Annotated in this window: 14 protein-coding genes; 13 read left to right on the top strand and 1 reads right to left on the bottom strand. The window is 60.3% G+C overall.

Going from position 1 to position 15,905, the window contains the following annotated elements:
- The first annotated feature begins 294 nt into the window (after positions 1-294).
- Positions 295-1,215, top strand: coding sequence for an ornithine carbamoyltransferase (argF, locus tag PSH96_RS05865; RefSeq protein ID WP_305458125.1), 921 nt, complete (start codon positions 295-297; stop codon positions 1,213-1,215).
- Positions 1,212-2,321 carry an ABC transporter ATP-binding protein gene (locus tag PSH96_RS05860; RefSeq protein ID WP_056857628.1) on the top strand — a complete coding sequence of 370 codons (1,110 nt, stop codon included), beginning with the start codon at positions 1,212-1,214 and terminating at the stop codon, positions 2,319-2,321. Before argF ends, PSH96_RS05860 begins: the two co-directional genes overlap by 4 nt.
- Before the next feature lie 156 nt (positions 2,322-2,477).
- On the opposite strand, the gene ybaK is transcribed toward PSH96_RS05860, so the two are convergent.
- On the bottom strand, positions 2,478-2,948 hold the full coding sequence (ybaK, locus tag PSH96_RS05855; RefSeq protein WP_305458124.1) for a Cys-tRNA(Pro) deacylase: 471 nt from the start codon (positions 2,946-2,948) through the stop codon (positions 2,478-2,480).
- A 325-nt stretch (positions 2,949-3,273) separates the two neighbouring features.
- Between ybaK and PSH96_RS05850 the strand changes: the two genes are divergently transcribed.
- The 11 genes from PSH96_RS05850 (at position 3,274) to PSH96_RS05800 (ending at position 15,869) form a co-directional block, all read left to right on the top strand.
- Positions 3,274-4,131 carry an MIP/aquaporin family protein gene (locus PSH96_RS05850; RefSeq protein WP_056857650.1) on the top strand — a complete coding sequence of 286 codons (858 nt, stop codon included), beginning with the start codon at positions 3,274-3,276 and terminating at the stop codon, positions 4,129-4,131.
- Positions 4,132-4,208: 77 nt separating this feature from the next.
- Positions 4,209-5,714 carry a glycerol kinase GlpK gene (gene glpK, locus PSH96_RS05845; RefSeq protein WP_305458122.1) on the top strand — a complete coding sequence of 502 codons (1,506 nt, stop codon included), beginning with the start codon at positions 4,209-4,211 and terminating at the stop codon, positions 5,712-5,714.
- A 95-nt stretch (positions 5,715-5,809) separates the two neighbouring features.
- Positions 5,810-6,565 (top strand): DeoR/GlpR family transcriptional regulator, encoded by a 756-nt coding sequence (locus PSH96_RS05840; protein WP_305458120.1) that lies wholly within the window; start codon positions 5,810-5,812, stop codon positions 6,563-6,565.
- Between the two features lie 284 nt (positions 6,566-6,849).
- Positions 6,850-8,388, top strand: coding sequence for a glycerol-3-phosphate dehydrogenase (gene glpD / locus PSH96_RS05835; RefSeq protein ID WP_305458118.1), 1,539 nt, complete (start codon positions 6,850-6,852; stop codon positions 8,386-8,388).
- Positions 8,389-8,833: 445 nt separating this feature from the next.
- Entirely contained in the window at positions 8,834-9,760 is a 927-nt protein-coding gene (locus tag PSH96_RS05830; RefSeq protein WP_305458117.1) for a glutamate/aspartate ABC transporter substrate-binding protein, read from the top strand.
- A 194-nt stretch (positions 9,761-9,954) separates the two neighbouring features.
- The gene (locus tag PSH96_RS05825; protein ID WP_017137031.1) at positions 9,955-10,701 is read left to right on the top strand and encodes an amino acid ABC transporter permease; all 747 of its coding nucleotides are present in this window, start codon (positions 9,955-9,957) and stop codon (positions 10,699-10,701) included.
- Positions 10,701-11,372, top strand: a complete 672-nt coding sequence (locus PSH96_RS05820) for an amino acid ABC transporter permease (RefSeq protein WP_017137030.1) — start codon at positions 10,701-10,703, stop codon at positions 11,370-11,372. Before PSH96_RS05825 ends, PSH96_RS05820 begins: the two co-directional genes overlap by 1 nt.
- On the top strand, positions 11,369-12,103 hold the full coding sequence (locus tag PSH96_RS05815; protein ID WP_049709764.1) for an amino acid ABC transporter ATP-binding protein: 735 nt from the start codon (positions 11,369-11,371) through the stop codon (positions 12,101-12,103). The genes PSH96_RS05820 and PSH96_RS05815 overlap by 4 nt, the downstream gene beginning before the upstream one ends.
- Before the next feature lie 189 nt (positions 12,104-12,292).
- Positions 12,293-14,194, top strand: a complete 1,902-nt coding sequence (locus PSH96_RS05810) for a sensor histidine kinase (RefSeq protein ID WP_305458114.1) — start codon at positions 12,293-12,295, stop codon at positions 14,192-14,194.
- Positions 14,195-14,250: 56 nt separating this feature from the next.
- The gene (locus PSH96_RS05805; RefSeq protein WP_235593108.1) at positions 14,251-15,531 is read left to right on the top strand and encodes a sigma-54 dependent transcriptional regulator; all 1,281 of its coding nucleotides are present in this window, start codon (positions 14,251-14,253) and stop codon (positions 15,529-15,531) included.
- On the top strand, positions 15,531-15,869 hold the full coding sequence (locus PSH96_RS05800) for a GlpM family protein (protein WP_056858829.1): 339 nt from the start codon (positions 15,531-15,533) through the stop codon (positions 15,867-15,869). The genes PSH96_RS05805 and PSH96_RS05800 overlap by 1 nt, the downstream gene beginning before the upstream one ends.
- The last annotated feature ends 36 nt before the right edge of the window (positions 15,870-15,905 follow it).

Here is a 15,905-nt window from a genome sequence, read left to right as displayed (position 1 = left end):
GCGCTCCGAAACCGACACAACCCGCTCCAGGCCCGCCCAACACATTGCAAAAGGTCTTGGCGCCAGTGTACAAATGGGTCGCTGCTGTCAGGAATCAGTCTTCAAAAGCGCTCCGGCGCCCCTCTTGAACACCCTTAAAAACTGTAGCCCTATTGGTAAGACGCGACATTTAATTATAAGATCGCGCCTTCCCCTATTTCGTCGCCCCGTGCGGCTTTCGCCGCAGGTCTCGCCCGTTGTCACAATAAACAAGGCTTTGAGTATCTGCGGTCTGTTGCAAAAAGGTAGTTAATGATGAGCGCAAGGCACTTTCTCTCCCTGATGGATTGCACGCCCGAAGAGCTGGTCAGCGTGATCCGTCGAGGCATTGAGCTTAAAGACCTGCGTAACCGCGGCGTACTGTTCGAGCCTTTGAAAAACCGTGTGCTCGGGATGATTTTCGAGAAGTCGTCGACCCGCACCCGCGTGTCGTTCGAAGCCGGCATGATCCAGCTGGGTGGCCAAGCCATCTTCCTGTCCTCGCGTGACACCCAACTGGGCCGTGGCGAGCCGATTGCCGACGCCGCCCGCGTGATGTCGCGCATGCTCGATGCGGTGATGATCCGTACTTTTGCCCACAGCACCGTGACCGAATTTTCCGCCAACTCGCGGGTACCGGTGATCAACGGCCTGTCCGATGACCTGCACCCGTGCCAGTTGCTGGCCGACATGCAAACCTTCCTCGAACACCGTGGTTCGATCCAGGGCAAGACCGTGGCCTGGATCGGCGACGGCAACAACATGTGCAACAGCTATATAGAAGCGGCGATCCAGTTCGACTTCCAACTGCGCGTTGCCTGCCCCGAAGGCTACGAGCCGGATGCACGTTTCCTGGCCCAGGCCGGCGATCGCGTGACCCTGGTGCGCGACCCGCGTGACGCGGTCATCGGCGCACACCTGGTGAGCACCGACGTGTGGACCTCCATGGGCCAGGAAGAAGAAACCGCCCAGCGCCTGGCGCTGTTCGCGCCGTTCCAGGTGACCCGCGCCCTGCTCGACCTGGCCGCGCCGGACGTGCTGTTCATGCACTGCCTGCCCGCGCATCGTGGCGAAGAAATCAGCCTCGATCTGCTCGACGATGAGCGTTCGGTGGCGTGGGACCAGGCCGAGAACCGCCTGCACGCGCAAAAGGCGCTGCTCGAATTCCTCGTCCCGCCGTCGTACCACCACGCATGAGCCAGCCATTACTGCTGAACCTGCGCAATCTGGCATGCGGCTATCAAGATCAACGTGTGGTGCAGAATCTCAACCTGCACCTCAACGCCGGCGACATCGGCTGCCTGCTGGGTTCCTCGGGTTGCGGCAAAACCACGACCTTGCGGGCGATTGCCGGGTTTGAACCGGTGCACGAGGGCGAAATCAGCCTGGCCGGCGAAGTGATCTCCAGCGCCGGGTTCACCCTGGCGCCGGAGAAACGTCGCATTGGCATGGTGTTCCAGGACTACGCGCTGTTTCCGCATTTGAGCGTGGCCGACAACATCGCCTTCGGCATTCGCAAGCACCCGCAAAAAGACCGCGTGGTTGCCGAACTGCTGGAACTGGTCAACCTGAAAAACCTCGGCAAGCGCTTCCCCCACGAGCTTTCCGGCGGCCAGCAACAACGCGTCGCCCTCGCCCGCGCGCTGGCGCCGGAGCCGCAACTGTTGCTGCTCGACGAACCCTTCTCTAACCTCGACGGCGAACTGCGGCGCAAGCTCAGCCATGAGGTGCGCGACATTCTCAAGGCGCGTGGCACCAGTGCGATTCTGGTCACCCATGATCAGGAAGAAGCCTTCGCCGTGAGTGATCAGGTGGGGGTATTCAAGGAGGGCCGTCTTGAGCAGTGGGACACGCCCTACAACCTCTACCACGAACCGCAGACGCCCTATGTCGCCAGCTTTATCGGCCAGGGTTACTTCATTCGCGGGCAACTGAGTTCGCCGGAATCGGTGAGTACCGAACTGGGTGACTTGCGTGGCAATCGTGCCTATACCTGGCCAACCGGTGGCGCGGTGGATGTTCTGCTACGCCCGGATGACATCGTTTATGCGCCGGACAGCGCGTTGAAAGCGCGAATTGTCGGCAAAACGTTCCTTGGCGCTTCGACCTTGTACCGCCTGCAACTGCCAACCGGCGCACAGCTGGAGTCGATTTTCCCCAGCCATGCGGACCATCAGGTCGGTGCGCAGGTGGGGATTCGGGTGGCGGCGGAGCATCTGGTGTTGTTTCAAGCGTCTGGCAGCACGGCGGCGCAGATTCCTCAGGTGGAATCTGGCGTGCGACGTTACAGCCCGGCGCACTGACCAACTGACGAAACCGGGTAAAAAATGTGGGAGCTGGCTTGCCTGCGATGCAGACACCTCGGTCTGTCAGTTGAACCGCGGTGATGCCATCGCAGCGGTGCGACGATTCGACAAGCCAGCTCCCACATTAGGTTTTGGCGCATTCAGCAGTGAATTTCAGCCCCGCCCAATCGGCGCAAACTTGGCCTGGGTATGCTCGGCCAGCACCGCTGCGGCCAATTCCACTTCCAACCCCCTTCTACCTGCACTCACATGAATCGTCGCAAACTGTTGCGCGGTCTCATCGATAAATGTGCGCAAACGCTTCTTCTGCCCTAAAGGGCTGATGCCGCCCAACAGGTAGCCGGTAGAGCGCTGCGCCGCGACCGGATCGGCCATCTCGGTTTTTTTAACGCCGGCCGCATGGGCCAGCGCCTTCAGGTCCAGACTTCCGACGACCGGCACCACCGCCACCAACAATTCACCTTTCTCACTGCTGGCCAGCAAGGTCTTGAACACCTGCGCCGGGTCGAGCCCCAATTTTTCCGCGGCCTCCAGGCCATAAGACGCGGCCTTGGGGTCGTGCTCGTAACTGTGGATGCGATGTTCGGCGCGAACTTTTTTCAACAGGTCCAGTGCGGGGGTCATGTCTACTCCTGGCGCAGCAAAAAGATCGCCAATTCTAGGCCAAGCCCACGCAAAACGCTCTAGTGCGCCCCTCCTGCTGTGAACACTTGCAGCCTCACCCGTGATCATTCACCAGACCAATAGTTCGAAAATGACCAATGGTTCACTTTCGACCTTTGACAGCGGTCATTCTTGTCTATATTTTTTCGTTTCCGAATACTGTAGGAATAGTACTCCAGTGTTCCAGCGGGAAGCCGCAGCCAGGATGGGGATCCTGGTTACGGTGAAAATCGCGCAATGGCCCGTTGAGGCTATGCGCCAACAAGAACAACAATCGAGGTTTGCCATGACTACTGCTCTTCAACAGCCTTCACTTTCGAGCCAATGCATGGCCGAGTTCCTGGGGACTGCGCTTCTGATCTTCTTCGGTACAGGATGTGTCGCTGCGCTCAAGGTCGCGGGTGCCAGCTTCGGGCTGTGGGAAATCAGTATTATCTGGGGCATCGGCGTGAGCATGGCGATCTACCTCACAGCCGGTATTTCCGGGGCGCACCTCAACCCGGCGGTGAGTATCGCCCTGTGCATCTTTGCCGATTTTGAAAAACGCAAACTGCCTTTCTATATCCTCGCGCAAATCGCTGGTGCCTTCTGCTCGGCGGCGTTGGTTTACACGCTGTACAGCAACCTCTTTTTCGATTACGAACAAACTCACCATATGGTGCGCGGCTCCCAGGCCAGCCTGGAATTGGCATCGGTGTTCTCCACGTACCCGCATGCCTTGCTGAGCACGGCCCAGGCATTTCTGGTGGAAATGGTCATCACCGCCATCCTGATGGGTGTGATCATGGCCCTGACCGACGATAACAACGGCCTGCCCCGTGGCCCGTTGGCCCCACTGCTGATCGGCCTGCTGATTGCCGTAATCGGCAGCGCCATGGGCCCGCTGACCGGTTTTGCGATGAACCCGGCGCGGGATTTCGGCCCCAAGCTGATGACCTTTTTCGCCGGCTGGGGTGAAATGGCCTTTACTGGCGGCCGCGATATTCCTTACTTCCTGGTACCGATTTTCGCGCCGATTGTCGGCGCCTGCCTCGGCGCAGCGGCTTACCGCGGGCTGATTGCCCGTCACCTGCCAAGCGCCGCACCTGCTATAGCTGAAGAAACACCTGACACGGCTGTCAACGGCAAGACTCGTATTTCCTGAAAGCGCCGGCCTGGTGCCCCTGCCCTTCGCGGCCCAGGCTGATTTCTGACTTCCTTATTTCGTCCAAGGCAATTGACATGACCGACATTCAGAATAAGAACTACATCATTGCCCTCGATCAGGGCACCACCAGTTCGCGGGCGATCATCTTCGATCGTGACGCCAACGTGGTCTGCACCGCCCAGCGTGAATTCGCTCAGCATTACCCGCAAGCCGGCTGGGTCGAACATGACCCGATGGAGATTTTCGCCACCCAGAGCGCGGTAATGGTCGAGGCCCTGGCACAAGCCGGCCTGCACCATGACCAGGTCGCCGCCATCGGTATCACCAACCAGCGTGAAACCACCGTGGTCTGGGACAAGATCACCGGCCGCCCGATCTACAACGCGATCGTGTGGCAGTGCCGCCGCAGCACCGAGATCTGCCAGCAGCTCAAGCGCGACGGCCACGAGCAATACATCAGCGACACCACCGGCCTGGTCACCGACCCGTACTTCTCCGGCACCAAGCTCAAGTGGATCCTCGACAACGTTGAAGGCAGCCGTGAGCGTGCGCGCAACGGCGAACTGCTGTTCGGCACCATCGACAGCTGGCTGATCTGGAAATTTACCGGCGGCAAAACCCACGTCACCGACTACACCAACGCCTCGCGCACCATGCTCTTCAACATCCACACCCTGGAGTGGGATGCGAAGATGCTGGAGATCCTCGATGTACCGCGCGAAATGCTGCCGCAAGTGAAGTCCTCCTCGGAAATCTACGGCCGTACCAAAAGCGGCATTGCCATCGGCGGGATTGCCGGTGACCAGCAAGCGGCGCTGTTCGGCCAGATGTGCGTGGAAGCCGGTCAGGCCAAGAACACTTACGGCACCGGTTGCTTCCTGCTGATGAACACCGGCGACAAAGCCGTGAAATCCAAGCACGGCATGCTCACCACCATCGCTTGCGGCCCGCGTGGCGAAGTGGCTTACGCCCTCGAAGGCGCGGTCTTCAACGGTGGCTCCACCGTGCAATGGCTGCGTGACGAGCTGAAAATCATCGCCGACGCCACCGACACCGAATACTTCGCCGGCAAGGTCAAGGACAGCAACGGCGTGTACCTGGTGCCCGCCTTCACCGGCCTGGGCGCCCCGTACTGGGACCCGTATGCCCGTGGCGCGCTGTTCGGCCTGACCCGTGGCGTGCGCGTGGATCACATTATTCGTGCCGCCCTGGAGTCGATTGCCTACCAGACCCGCGACGTGCTGGACGCCATGCAACAGGACTCGGGCGAGCGCCTCAAAGCCCTGCGCGTGGACGGCGGTGCGGTGGCCAACAACTTCCTGATGCAATTCCAGGCCGACATCCTCGGCACCCAGGTCGAGCGCCCGCAAATGCGCGAGACCACGGCACTCGGCGCTGCGTACCTGGCAGGCCTGGCCTGCGGTTTCTGGGGCAGCCTGGAAGAACTGCGTGGCAAGGCCGTGATCGAGCGCGAATTCGAACCACAGCTTGATGAAGCCGCCAAAGAGAAGCTCTACGCCGGCTGGCAAAAAGCAGTCAGCCGCACCCGCGACTGGGAACCGCACGAAGGCGCTGAATAAGCCAACCGCCGGACCCATATCGGGTTGTAACTGGCGGGGAGTCGATTGCTGCGGCATCATGGGCCACTTTTGTATGGCAGCCCAAAGGACGCCCCATGAATCTGCCTCCCCGCCAACAACAAATCCTCGAACTGGTGCGCGAACGCGGCTACGTCAGTATCGAGGAGATGGCGCAGCTATTCGTTGTCACCCCGCAAACCATCCGCCGCGATATCAACCAACTGGCGGACGCCAATCTGCTACGCCGCTACCACGGCGGTGCGGCCTATGACTCCAGTGTCGAGAACACCACGTACGCCATGCGTGCCGACCAGATGCGTGACGAAAAACAACGCATCGGCGAAGCCATTGCCGCGCAAATCCCTGATCACGCCTCGCTGTTTATCAATATCGGCACCACCACCGAATCCATCGCGCGTGCGCTGCTCAATCACAACCACCTGAAAATCATCACCAACAACCTCAACGTTGCGACCATGCTCAGTGCCAAGGACGACTTCGACGTACTGTTGACCGGCGGCAACGTGCGCCGTGACGGCGGTGTGGTGGGCCAGGCGAGTGTCGACTTTATCAACCAGTTCAAGGTCGACTTTGCCTTGGTGGGCATCAGCGGTATTGATGAAGACGGCAGTCTGCTGGACTTCGATTATCAGGAAGTCAGGGTTTCCCAGGCGATCATCGCCAATGCACGCCAGGTGATTCTGGCGGCGGACTCAAGCAAATTCGGGCGCAATGCCATGATTCGCCTGGGGCCGATCAGTCTAGTGGACTGCCTGGTGACCGATCAGCAGCCGGTGCCGGCGTTGGTGCAGTTGTTGAATCAGCACAAAGTCAGGCTGGAAGTGGTTTAGCGCCCGGACTGGCGCCATCGCGGGCAAGCCCGCCCTCACAGTTGACCGCATCCTCATGCAGGAACTCGGTCAACTGTGGGAGCCGGGCTTGCCCGCGATGGCGATATATCGCCCCCCTCTCTCGAGCCTTTCATTGGCTCATGTTCACAATTTTTCCTTTTTCCGCCCTTCGATGAGTTTTTTCAATCGAAGTCAGGTGGCTGTGCGCGCGTTTATCAGCTACCATTTTCGCAAATGAACATTAATGTTCGAATTCCAAGACGAAAAGATCGCGAGGCCAGCCGATGAACCCTTCCACCTTGCCTGCTCCACCGCTTGCCGAAGTCTATGACGTCGCCGTAATTGGCGGCGGGATCAATGGCGTCGGCATTGCAGCAGACGCAGCCGGGCGCGGTTTGTCGGTATTCCTTTGCGAAAAGGACGACTTGGCCAGCCACACCTCTTCGGCCAGCAGCAAGCTGATCCACGGTGGCCTGCGCTACCTCGAACATTACGAGTTCCGCCTGGTGCGCGAGGCTCTGGCCGAACGTGAAGTGCTGCTGGCCAAGGCCCCGCACATCGTCAAGCAGATGCGCTTCGTATTGCCGCACCGCCCGCACCTGCGCCCGGCGTGGATGATTCGCGCGGGCCTGTTCCTGTACGACCACCTGGGCAAGCGCGAAAAACTTGCCGGTTCCAAGAGCCTTAAGTTCGGCCCCGACAGCCCGCTGAAAAGCGAAATCACCAAAGGCTTCGAATACTCCGACTGCTGGGTCGATGACGCCCGCCTAGTAGTGCTCAACGCCATGGCCGCCCGCGAAAAAGGCGCGCATATCCACACCCAGACCCGTTGCATCAGCGCACATCGCAGCAACGGCATGTGGGAAATGAATATGGAACGCGCCGATGGCAGCCTGTTCTCGATCCGCGCTCGCGCCTTGGTGAACGCCGCCGGCCCGTGGGTCGCCAAGTTCATCAAGGAAGACCTGAAGCTGGACTCGCCTTACGGCATCCGCTTGATCCAGGGCAGCCACTTGATCGTGCCGAAACTCTACGAAGGTGCGCATGCACACATTCTGCAGAACGAAGACCAGCGCATCGTCTTCACTATTCCGTACTTGAACCACCTGACCATCATCGGCACCACCGACCGTGAGTACACTGGCGACCCAGCGAAGGTTGCGATTACCGAAGGTGAAACCGACTACATGCTCAAAGTGGTCAATGCGCACTTCAAGAAGCAGCTGAGCCGCGACGACATCGTGCACACCTACTCCGGCGTGCGCCCGCTGTGCAACGACGAATCGGACAACCCGTCGGCCATTACCCGCGACTACACCCTGTCGCTGTCTGGCGGTAATGGTGAAGCGCCGATCCTGTCGGTGTTCGGCGGCAAGTTGACCACCTACCGCAAGCTGGCCGAGTCGGCGATGGCGCAACTGGCACCGTTTTTCACGCAGATGCGCCCAAGCTGGACCGCCACCGCGAGCCTGCCGGGCGGCGAAAACATGACCACGCCGCAAGCCTTGGCCGAAGCGATTCGCGCCAAGTTTGACTGGGTGCCGAGTGAGATCGCACGCCGCTGGTCCACCACGTACGGCAGCCGTACCTGGCGCTTGCTCGAAGGTGTGCAATCGTTGGCTGACCTGGGCGAGCACCTGGGTGGCGGCCTGTACACCCGCGAAGTCGATTACCTGTGCGCCGAAGAATGGGTGACGCAACCGCAGGACGTGCTGTGGCGCCGGACCAAGCTGGGCTTGTTCACCACGCCGCAAGAGCAGGACAACGTGCAGCGCTACCTGTCGAAGGTCGAGCAAAACCGCGCAAAGATTGAAGCTGCCTGATCGCAGGCAGTAACGAGAAGCCCCTGTACCGCAAGGTCCAGGGGCTTTTTTATCAGCAGCGCCGGATAGGCCGCCATCGCCTGCGATTGCATCACCTCGGCTCAACTAAAGATCGAGGTGCCTGCATCGCAGAGGTGCGACGATTCGACAAGCCAGCTCCCACAAAAAGCTCTGCTCGGAATAGCTGACTGAGCATTCGGTTTTCCGAACGCTACACCCCGCCCGATTCGGTTTGCCGGATCGAACCGTTACAAATTCCTCGTAACACAAAGTTAATCTCCTTATAAATCAATCAAATAACCTTTTATTTCCGGTATGGCACGACTCATGCTCTACACTCCCTGACGATTGCCTGAGGCGCCTTAGGAGCCGTCATGGGCATTCGCAGTACAAAGAGAGCCGTTAAGCCGGCTTCATAAAAAAAACAAATGTCGAGGAAGTATTGATGCGCATCGTTCCCCATATCCTGGGCGCAGCTATCGCTGCTGCTCTGATCAGCACTCCAGTTTTCGCCGCCGAACTCACCGGCACACTGAAGAAAATCAACGACTCCGGCACCATCACCCTCGCTCACCGCGACAGCTCCATTCCGTTTTCCTACATCGCGGATGGCTCGGGCAAACCCGTGGGCTACTCCCACGACGTTCAGTTGGCTGTGGTTGAAGCCCTGAAAAAAGACCTGAACAAGCCCGACCTGAAGACCAAGTACAACCTGGTGACTTCGCAGACTCGTATCCCGCTGATCCAGAACGGCACTGCGGACCTTGAGTGCGGCTCCACCACCAACAATGCCGAACGCGCCCAGCAAGTTGATTTCACCGTCAACATCTTCGAAATCGGCACCCGCCTGCTGGTCAAGAAGGACAAGGATGGCAAGCCGTCCTACGCTGACTTTGCCGACCTGAAAGGCAAAAACGTCGTGACCACCGCCGGCACCACGTCCGAGCGCATCATCAAAGCGATGAACGCCGACAAGCAGATGGGCATGAACGTCATCTCCGCCAAAGACCACGGCGAATCCTTCCAGATGCTCGAAAGCGGCCGTGCCGTTGCGTTCATGATGGACGACGCCCTGCTGGCCGGCGAAGAAGCCAAGGCCAAGAAGCCGGACGACTGGGTCATCACCGGTACTCCACAGTCCTTCGAAGCCTACGCGTGCATGGTGCGTAAAAACGACCCGGCCTTCAAGAAAGCCGTGGATGACGCCATCGTCGCCCTGTACAAGTCCGGCGAGATCAACAAGATCTACAGCAAGTGGTTCGAGAGCCCGATCCCACCAAAAGGCCTGAACCTGAACTTCCCGATGAGCGAAAAGGTTAAGGAGCTGATCGCTAACCCAAGCGACAAGCCAGCCCCTGACGTAAAAATCTGATACCTGACTAAGCTTATGTCCTGAGGGAGCCAACCCTCCCTCAGGCGTCTGTTACTACCTGCTGGCTTTAATATGGAACACTCGACCTGGCGGTTTTCGAGCCGATCGCGTGTGCCTGGCGTTCACCGTCAGGCGGGAAAGGATCTTCCCCAAGCAGGTGCGTGTACATCGATCGATCTCGAGGGGAGACCCTAATGAATTACAACTGGGACTGGGGCGTGTTCTTCAAGTCCACCGGCGTTGGCAGCGAGACTTATCTCGACTGGTACATCGCCGGTTTGGGCTGGACCATCGCCATCGCTGTCGTGGCATGGATCATCGCCTTGTTGCTTGGCTCCATTCTGGGCGTCATGCGCACCGTGCCAAACCGCCTCGTAGCGGGCATCGCGACCTGCTACGTGGAACTGTTTCGTAACGTGCCGCTGCTGGTGCAGCTGTTTATCTGGTACTTTCTGGTGCCCGATATGCTGCCGCAGAACCTGCAGGACTGGTACAAACAAGACCTCAACCCGACCACCTCGGCCTATCTGAGCGTTGTCGTGTGCCTGGGCCTGTTCACCGCCGCCCGTGTGTGCGAACAAGTGCGTACCGGCATCCAGGCGCTGCCACGTGGCCAGGAAGCTGCGGCGCGTGCCATGGGCTTCAAGCTGCCGCAGATCTACTGGAACGTGCTGCTGCCCCAGGCCTACCGCATCATCATTCCACCGCTTACCTCCGAATTCCTCAACGTGTTCAAGAACTCCTCCGTGGCGTCCTTGATCGGTTTGATGGAACTGCTGGCGCAAACCAAACAGACCGCCGAGTTTTCGGCCAACCTGTTTGAAGCCTTCACCCTGGCCACGTTGATCTACTTCACCTTGAACATGAGCCTGATGTTGCTGATGCGCGTGATCGAGAAGAAAGTCGCGGTGCCCGGCCTGATCTCCGTGGGGGGTAAATAATGGACTTCGATTTCAGCGGTATCATCCCCGCCATCCCGGGCCTGTGGAACGGCATGGTCATGACCTTGCAGTTGATGGTCATGGGCGTGGTTGGCGGCATCGCGCTGGGTACGGTCCTGGCGCTGATGCGCCTGTCGTCCAGCAAACTGCTGTCACGCCTGGCCGGCGCCTACGTGAACTACTTCCGCTCGATCCCGCTGCTGCTGGTGATCACCTGGTTCTACCTGGCGGTGCCGTTCGTGTTGCGCTGGATCACCGGCGAAGACACCCCGATCGGTGCGTTCACCTCCTGCGTCGTGGCCTTCATGATGTTCGAAGCCGCGTACTTCTGTGAAATCGTGCGGGCCGGCGTGCAGTCGATTCCCAAGGGCCAGATGGGCGCAGCCCAGGCGATGGGCATGACGTATGGCCAGACCATGCGGCTGATCATCCTGCCCCAGGCGTTCCGCAAGATGACTCCGTTGCTGCTGCAACAGTCGATCATCCTGTTCCAGGACACCTCGCTGGTCTACACCGTGGGCCTGGTGGACTTCCTCAACTCCGCCCGCTCCAACGGCGACATCATCGGCCGCTCCAATGAGTTCCTGATCTTCGCCGGTGTCGTCTACTTCATCATCAGCTTTTCCGCCTCGCTGCTGGTCAAGCGTCTGCAAAAAAGGTTTGCCGTATGATCTCTATCAAGAACATCAACAAGTGGTATGGCGACTTCCAGGTGCTGACCGATTGCAGCACTGATGTCAAAAAAGGCGAAGTGATCGTGGTGTGCGGCCCATCGGGTTCGGGCAAATCCACCCTGATCAAGTGCGTCAACGCGCTGGAACCGTTCCAGAAGGGCGACATCGTGGTCGACGGCACCTCCATCGCCGACCCGAAGACCAACCTGCCCAAACTGCGCTCGCGCGTGGGCATGGTGTTCCAGCACTTCGAGTTGTTCCCGCACCTGACCATCACCGAAAACCTGACCATCGCGCAGATCAAGGTGCTGGGCCGCAGTAAAGAAGAAGCCACCAAGAAGGGGCTGCAACTGCTTGAACGCGTTGGCCTGTCGGCACACGCCCACAAGCACCCGGGCCAGCTCTCCGGTGGTCAGCAACAGCGTGTGGCCATCGCCCGCGCCCTGGCCATGGACCCGATCGTCATGCTGTTCGACGAACCGACCTCGGCCCTCGACCCGGAAATGGTCAACGAAGTGCTCGACGTGATGGTGCAACTGGCCCACGAAGGCATGACCATGATGTGCGTGACCCACGAAATGGGCTTCGCGCGCAAAGTGGCCGACCGTGTGATCTTTATGGACGCCGGCAAGATCATCGAAGACTGCCCGAAAGAGGAGTTCTTCGGCGACATCAGCGCCCGCTCCGAACGCGCGCAGCACTTCCTTGAGAAAATCCTGCAGCACTGATTACGCTGAATACAGGCAGTGCTCAGAGGCTTTACTGTGGCGAGGGAGCTTGCTCCCGCTGGGCTGCGCAGCGGCCCCAAAAGCTGGGAGCGCTTCGCTCTCCAGCGGGAGCAAGCTCCCTCGCCACATTCAGCATTCCCAGGCAAAGATCCTTGTATTCACATTGGTAGCTGACCCAAGGCATCTGTGATGAAATGCGACCCCAACCAATTTCGCGCCGCACCGCCATCACTTGCCGTGAAACCTCGTCTGATTCGCCAACTGTTCCTGCCGCCGTTGATCATCGCCCTGATGATCGGCCTGGGTTACATCGGCTTCTGGGTCAGTGAGTACTATGGCATCCGCACCCTCAGCGACAACGGCGAGCGCCAGCTGGAACTGCATGCCCGCACCGTCGAAAGCGAGCTGAGCAAATACACTTACCTGCCCAGCCTGTTGGAGCTCGAATCCAGCGTCTCCAGGCTGCTGGCCGACCCGAGCCAGGAAACCCGGCAAACGGTCAACGGTTACCTCGAAGGCCTGAACCGACGCAGTCGCAGTCGGGCCATCTACGTGATGGACACCACCGGCCGCGTGCTGGCCACCAGTAACTGGCGCGATGCCGACAGTTACCAGGGTGAAGACCTGTCCTTCCGTGCCTATTTCCAAAATGCCGTGCGCGGCCAGCCCGGCCGTTTCTATGGCATTGGCAGCACCAACGGCGAACCCGGTTACTACTTGGCCCACGGCCTCGAAGAGCACGGCAAGATCATCGGTGTGGCCGTGGTCAAAGTGCGTCTTGAAGCCCTCGAAGAACGCTGGCAGCGCGCGCGCCTCGAAGCCTTTGTGAGCGACGAAAACGGCATCATCATCCTTTCCAGCGACCCGGCCCGGCGCCTCAAGGCCGTGCGCCCGCTGAGCGATGACACCAAGGAACGCCTGGCCCATAGCCTGCAATATTACTGGGCAACGTTGAACGAGCTGGAGCCGTTGGCCCGCGAGCGCCTCAACGAAGGCACCGAGAAACTCACCTTCCCGGCCAACAGCGAAGTGGTCAACGACGAGCGTGAAGTCAGCTACCTGGCCCAGACCCGCCCGCTCAGCGACACGCCGTGGAACTTCACCCTGCTGACCCCGCTTAACGACTTGCGCCGCGCCGCGATCAATCAGGGCATTCTGGTGGCGGTCGCCTTTGGCCTGGTCGCGTTCTTGCTGATCGCCTGGAACGAGCGGCGCAAAGTCATCGCCACCCGCCTCGCTGCGCGCGAAGCCTTGCAGGAAGCCAACAGCCAGCTGGAACGACGGATTGCCGAACGCACCGCCGACCTGCGCGCCAGCAACGAACGGCTCAAGGGCCAGATCCGCGAACGCCGCCAGGCCGAAGAAACCCTGCGCCGCGCCCAGGATGAACTGGTGCAGGCCGGCAAGCTGGCGGCCATCGGCCAGATGTCGACCAGCATTGCCCATGAATTGAACCAGCCGCTGGCGGCATTGCGCACGCTGTCGGGCAACACGGTGCGCTTCCTCGAACGTGGCGCCCTCGACACCGCCAGCGCCAACCTCAAGACCATCAACGAGCTGATCGACCGCATGGGCCGCATCACCGCCAGCCTGCGCTCGTTTGCCCGGCGCGGTGATAACCAGGGCGAAGCCAACCTGGGCAAAGCCGTGGACGCCGCCTTCCAGGTGCTGGGCGCGCGCCTGGACGGTTTGCCGTTGACCGTGCACCGCGACTTCGCCCCCGCCCGGCTGCAGATCGACCAGACCCGCCTGGAGCAGATCCTGGTCAACTTGATCGGCAACGCGCTCGATGCGATGCAAGCTCAGCCGACACCCGAGCTATGGTTGGACGGCCAGGGCGCCGACGGTAAATACCGTCTGCACGTGCGCGACAATGGCCACGGCATCGACCCCGAAGCGCGCAAACATTTATTCGAACCGTTCTTCACCACCAAACCCGGCGAACAAGGCCTGGGCCTGGGCCTGACCCTCTCCGCCAGCCTGGCGGCGGCCACCGGCGGCAACCTCGCCGTGGAACACCCGGCCAGTGGTGGTACTGCCTTTGTCTTGTGCCTGCCGTTGGTGGGCACCCAAAAAGCTGAGTCGACATGATGAGTACCGATCCTAAAGACCTCACCGTTCTGATCGTCGAAGACGACCCCCATGTGCTGCTCGGCTGCCAGCAAGCCCTGGCGCTGGAAGACATTCACAGCGTGGGTGTGGGCAGCGCCGAAGAAGCCCTCAAGCGCATCGGCGAGAACTTTGCCGGCATCGTCATCAGCGATATTCGCCTGCCAGGCATCGACGGCCTGGAGTTGCTGACCCGCCTCAAGGCCCTGGATAAAAGCCTGCCGGTGGTGCTGATCACCGGCCATGGCGATATCTCGATGGCGGTCGGCGCCATGCGTAACGGCGCCTACGACTTCATGGAAAAACCCTTTTCCCCCGAACGCCTGGTCGATGTGGCGCGCCGCGCCCTTGAGCAACGTGGGCTGGCGCGGGAAGTCTGGTCGCTGCGCCGCCAACTGGCCGAGCGCGACTCGCTGGAAGGCCGCATCATCGGCCGCTCGCCCGCCATGCAGAACCTGCGCGAGCTGATCGCCAACGTCGCTGACACCTCGGCCAACGTGCTGATCGAAGGCGAAACCGGCACCGGCAAGGAACTGGTCGCGCGTTGCTTGCACGATTTCAGCCGGCGCCACGACCACCAGTTCGTTGCCCTGAACTGCGGCGGCCTGCCGGAGAACCTGTTCGAAAGCGAAATATTCGGTCACGAAGCCAACGCCTTTACCGGCGCGGGCAAGCGGCGTATCGGCAAGATCGAACACGCCCATGAGGGCACGCTGTTCCTCGACGAAGTGGAAAGCATGCCGATCAACTTGCAGATCAAGCTGCTGCGCGTGTTGCAGGAACGCACCTTGGAACGCCTGGGCTCCAACCAGAGCGTGGCGGTGGATTGCAGGGTGATTGCCGCGACCAAATCCGACCTCGACGAGCTGAGCCGCGCCAGCCAATTCCGCAGCGACCTGTACTACCGCCTCAACGTGGTGACCCTGGAATTACCACCGCTGCGCGAGCGCCGCGAAGACATTCTGCAGTTGTTCGAACACTTCCTGCAGCAGTCCTCCTTGCGTTTTGACCGCAGTGTGCCGGAGCTGGACAACCAGACCGTCTCGACCCTGATGAGCCACGACTGGCCAGGCAACGTGCGTGAACTGCGCAACGTCGCCGAGCGCTTTGCGCTGGGCTTGCCGGCCTTCAAGAAAAGCGGCGCCAGCAGCAGCAATCACGGCCTGGCCTTTACCGAGGCGGTGGAAGCCTTTGAGCGCAACCTGCTCAACGATGCCCTGCAACGCAGCGGCGGCAACCTCACCCAGGCGAGCCTGGAACTGGGAATGGCCAAGACCACGCTGTTCGACAAGGTCAAGAAATACGGGTTGAGCCACTGATGGACTTACTACTGAAAGCCGCCCTGGGCGCGGCGGTGGTGCTGATCCTGGCGGCGCTGGCCAAGACCAAAAACTACTACATCGCAGGGCTGGTGCCGCTGTTTCCGACCTTTGCGTTGATCGCGCACTACATCGTCGGCAAGGGCCGTTCGGTGGACGACCTGAAGACCACAATCCTGTTTGGGATGTGGTCGATCATTCCGTATTTTGTGTATTTGGCGACGCTGTATGTGATGGTCGACCGCATGCGCCTGGAGGCGTCACTCGCCGTGGCGGCGGTGGCGTGGCTGATGGCGGCGACGGTGTTGGTGAGCGTGTGGGTACGCGTCCACGCCTGACACATCGCGGTTAAACCTGTGGGAGCTGGCTTGCCT

Source organism: Pseudomonas sp. FP2338 (genome assembly GCF_030687515.1).
In the GTDB taxonomy this organism is placed as follows: Bacteria; Pseudomonadota; Gammaproteobacteria; order Pseudomonadales; family Pseudomonadaceae; genus Aquipseudomonas; species Aquipseudomonas salomonii.
Note: the sequence above shows the minus strand (reverse complement) of the source record. Positions and strands in the feature narration are given on the sequence as shown.

Coding starts and splice junctions, on each gene's coding strand:
- argF (WP_305458125.1), top strand. CDS start 295: ATGAGCGCAAGGCACTTTCTCTCCCTGATGGATTGCACGCCCGAAGAG.
- PSH96_RS05860 (WP_056857628.1), top strand. CDS start 1,212: ATGAGCCAGCCATTACTGCTGAACCTGCGCAATCTGGCATGCGGCTAT.
- ybaK (WP_305458124.1), bottom strand. CDS start 2,948: ATGACCCCCGCACTGGACCTGTTGAAAAAAGTTCGCGCCGAACATCGC.
- PSH96_RS05850 (WP_056857650.1), top strand. CDS start 3,274: ATGACTACTGCTCTTCAACAGCCTTCACTTTCGAGCCAATGCATGGCC.
- glpK (WP_305458122.1), top strand. CDS start 4,209: ATGACCGACATTCAGAATAAGAACTACATCATTGCCCTCGATCAGGGC.
- PSH96_RS05840 (WP_305458120.1), top strand. CDS start 5,810: ATGAATCTGCCTCCCCGCCAACAACAAATCCTCGAACTGGTGCGCGAA.
- glpD (WP_305458118.1), top strand. CDS start 6,850: ATGAACCCTTCCACCTTGCCTGCTCCACCGCTTGCCGAAGTCTATGAC.
- PSH96_RS05830 (WP_305458117.1), top strand. CDS start 8,834: ATGCGCATCGTTCCCCATATCCTGGGCGCAGCTATCGCTGCTGCTCTG.
- PSH96_RS05825 (WP_017137031.1), top strand. CDS start 9,955: ATGAATTACAACTGGGACTGGGGCGTGTTCTTCAAGTCCACCGGCGTT.
- PSH96_RS05820 (WP_017137030.1), top strand. CDS start 10,701: ATGGACTTCGATTTCAGCGGTATCATCCCCGCCATCCCGGGCCTGTGG.
- PSH96_RS05815 (WP_049709764.1), top strand. CDS start 11,369: ATGATCTCTATCAAGAACATCAACAAGTGGTATGGCGACTTCCAGGTG.
- PSH96_RS05810 (WP_305458114.1), top strand. CDS start 12,293: ATGAAATGCGACCCCAACCAATTTCGCGCCGCACCGCCATCACTTGCC.
- PSH96_RS05800 (WP_056858829.1), top strand. CDS start 15,531: ATGGACTTACTACTGAAAGCCGCCCTGGGCGCGGCGGTGGTGCTGATC.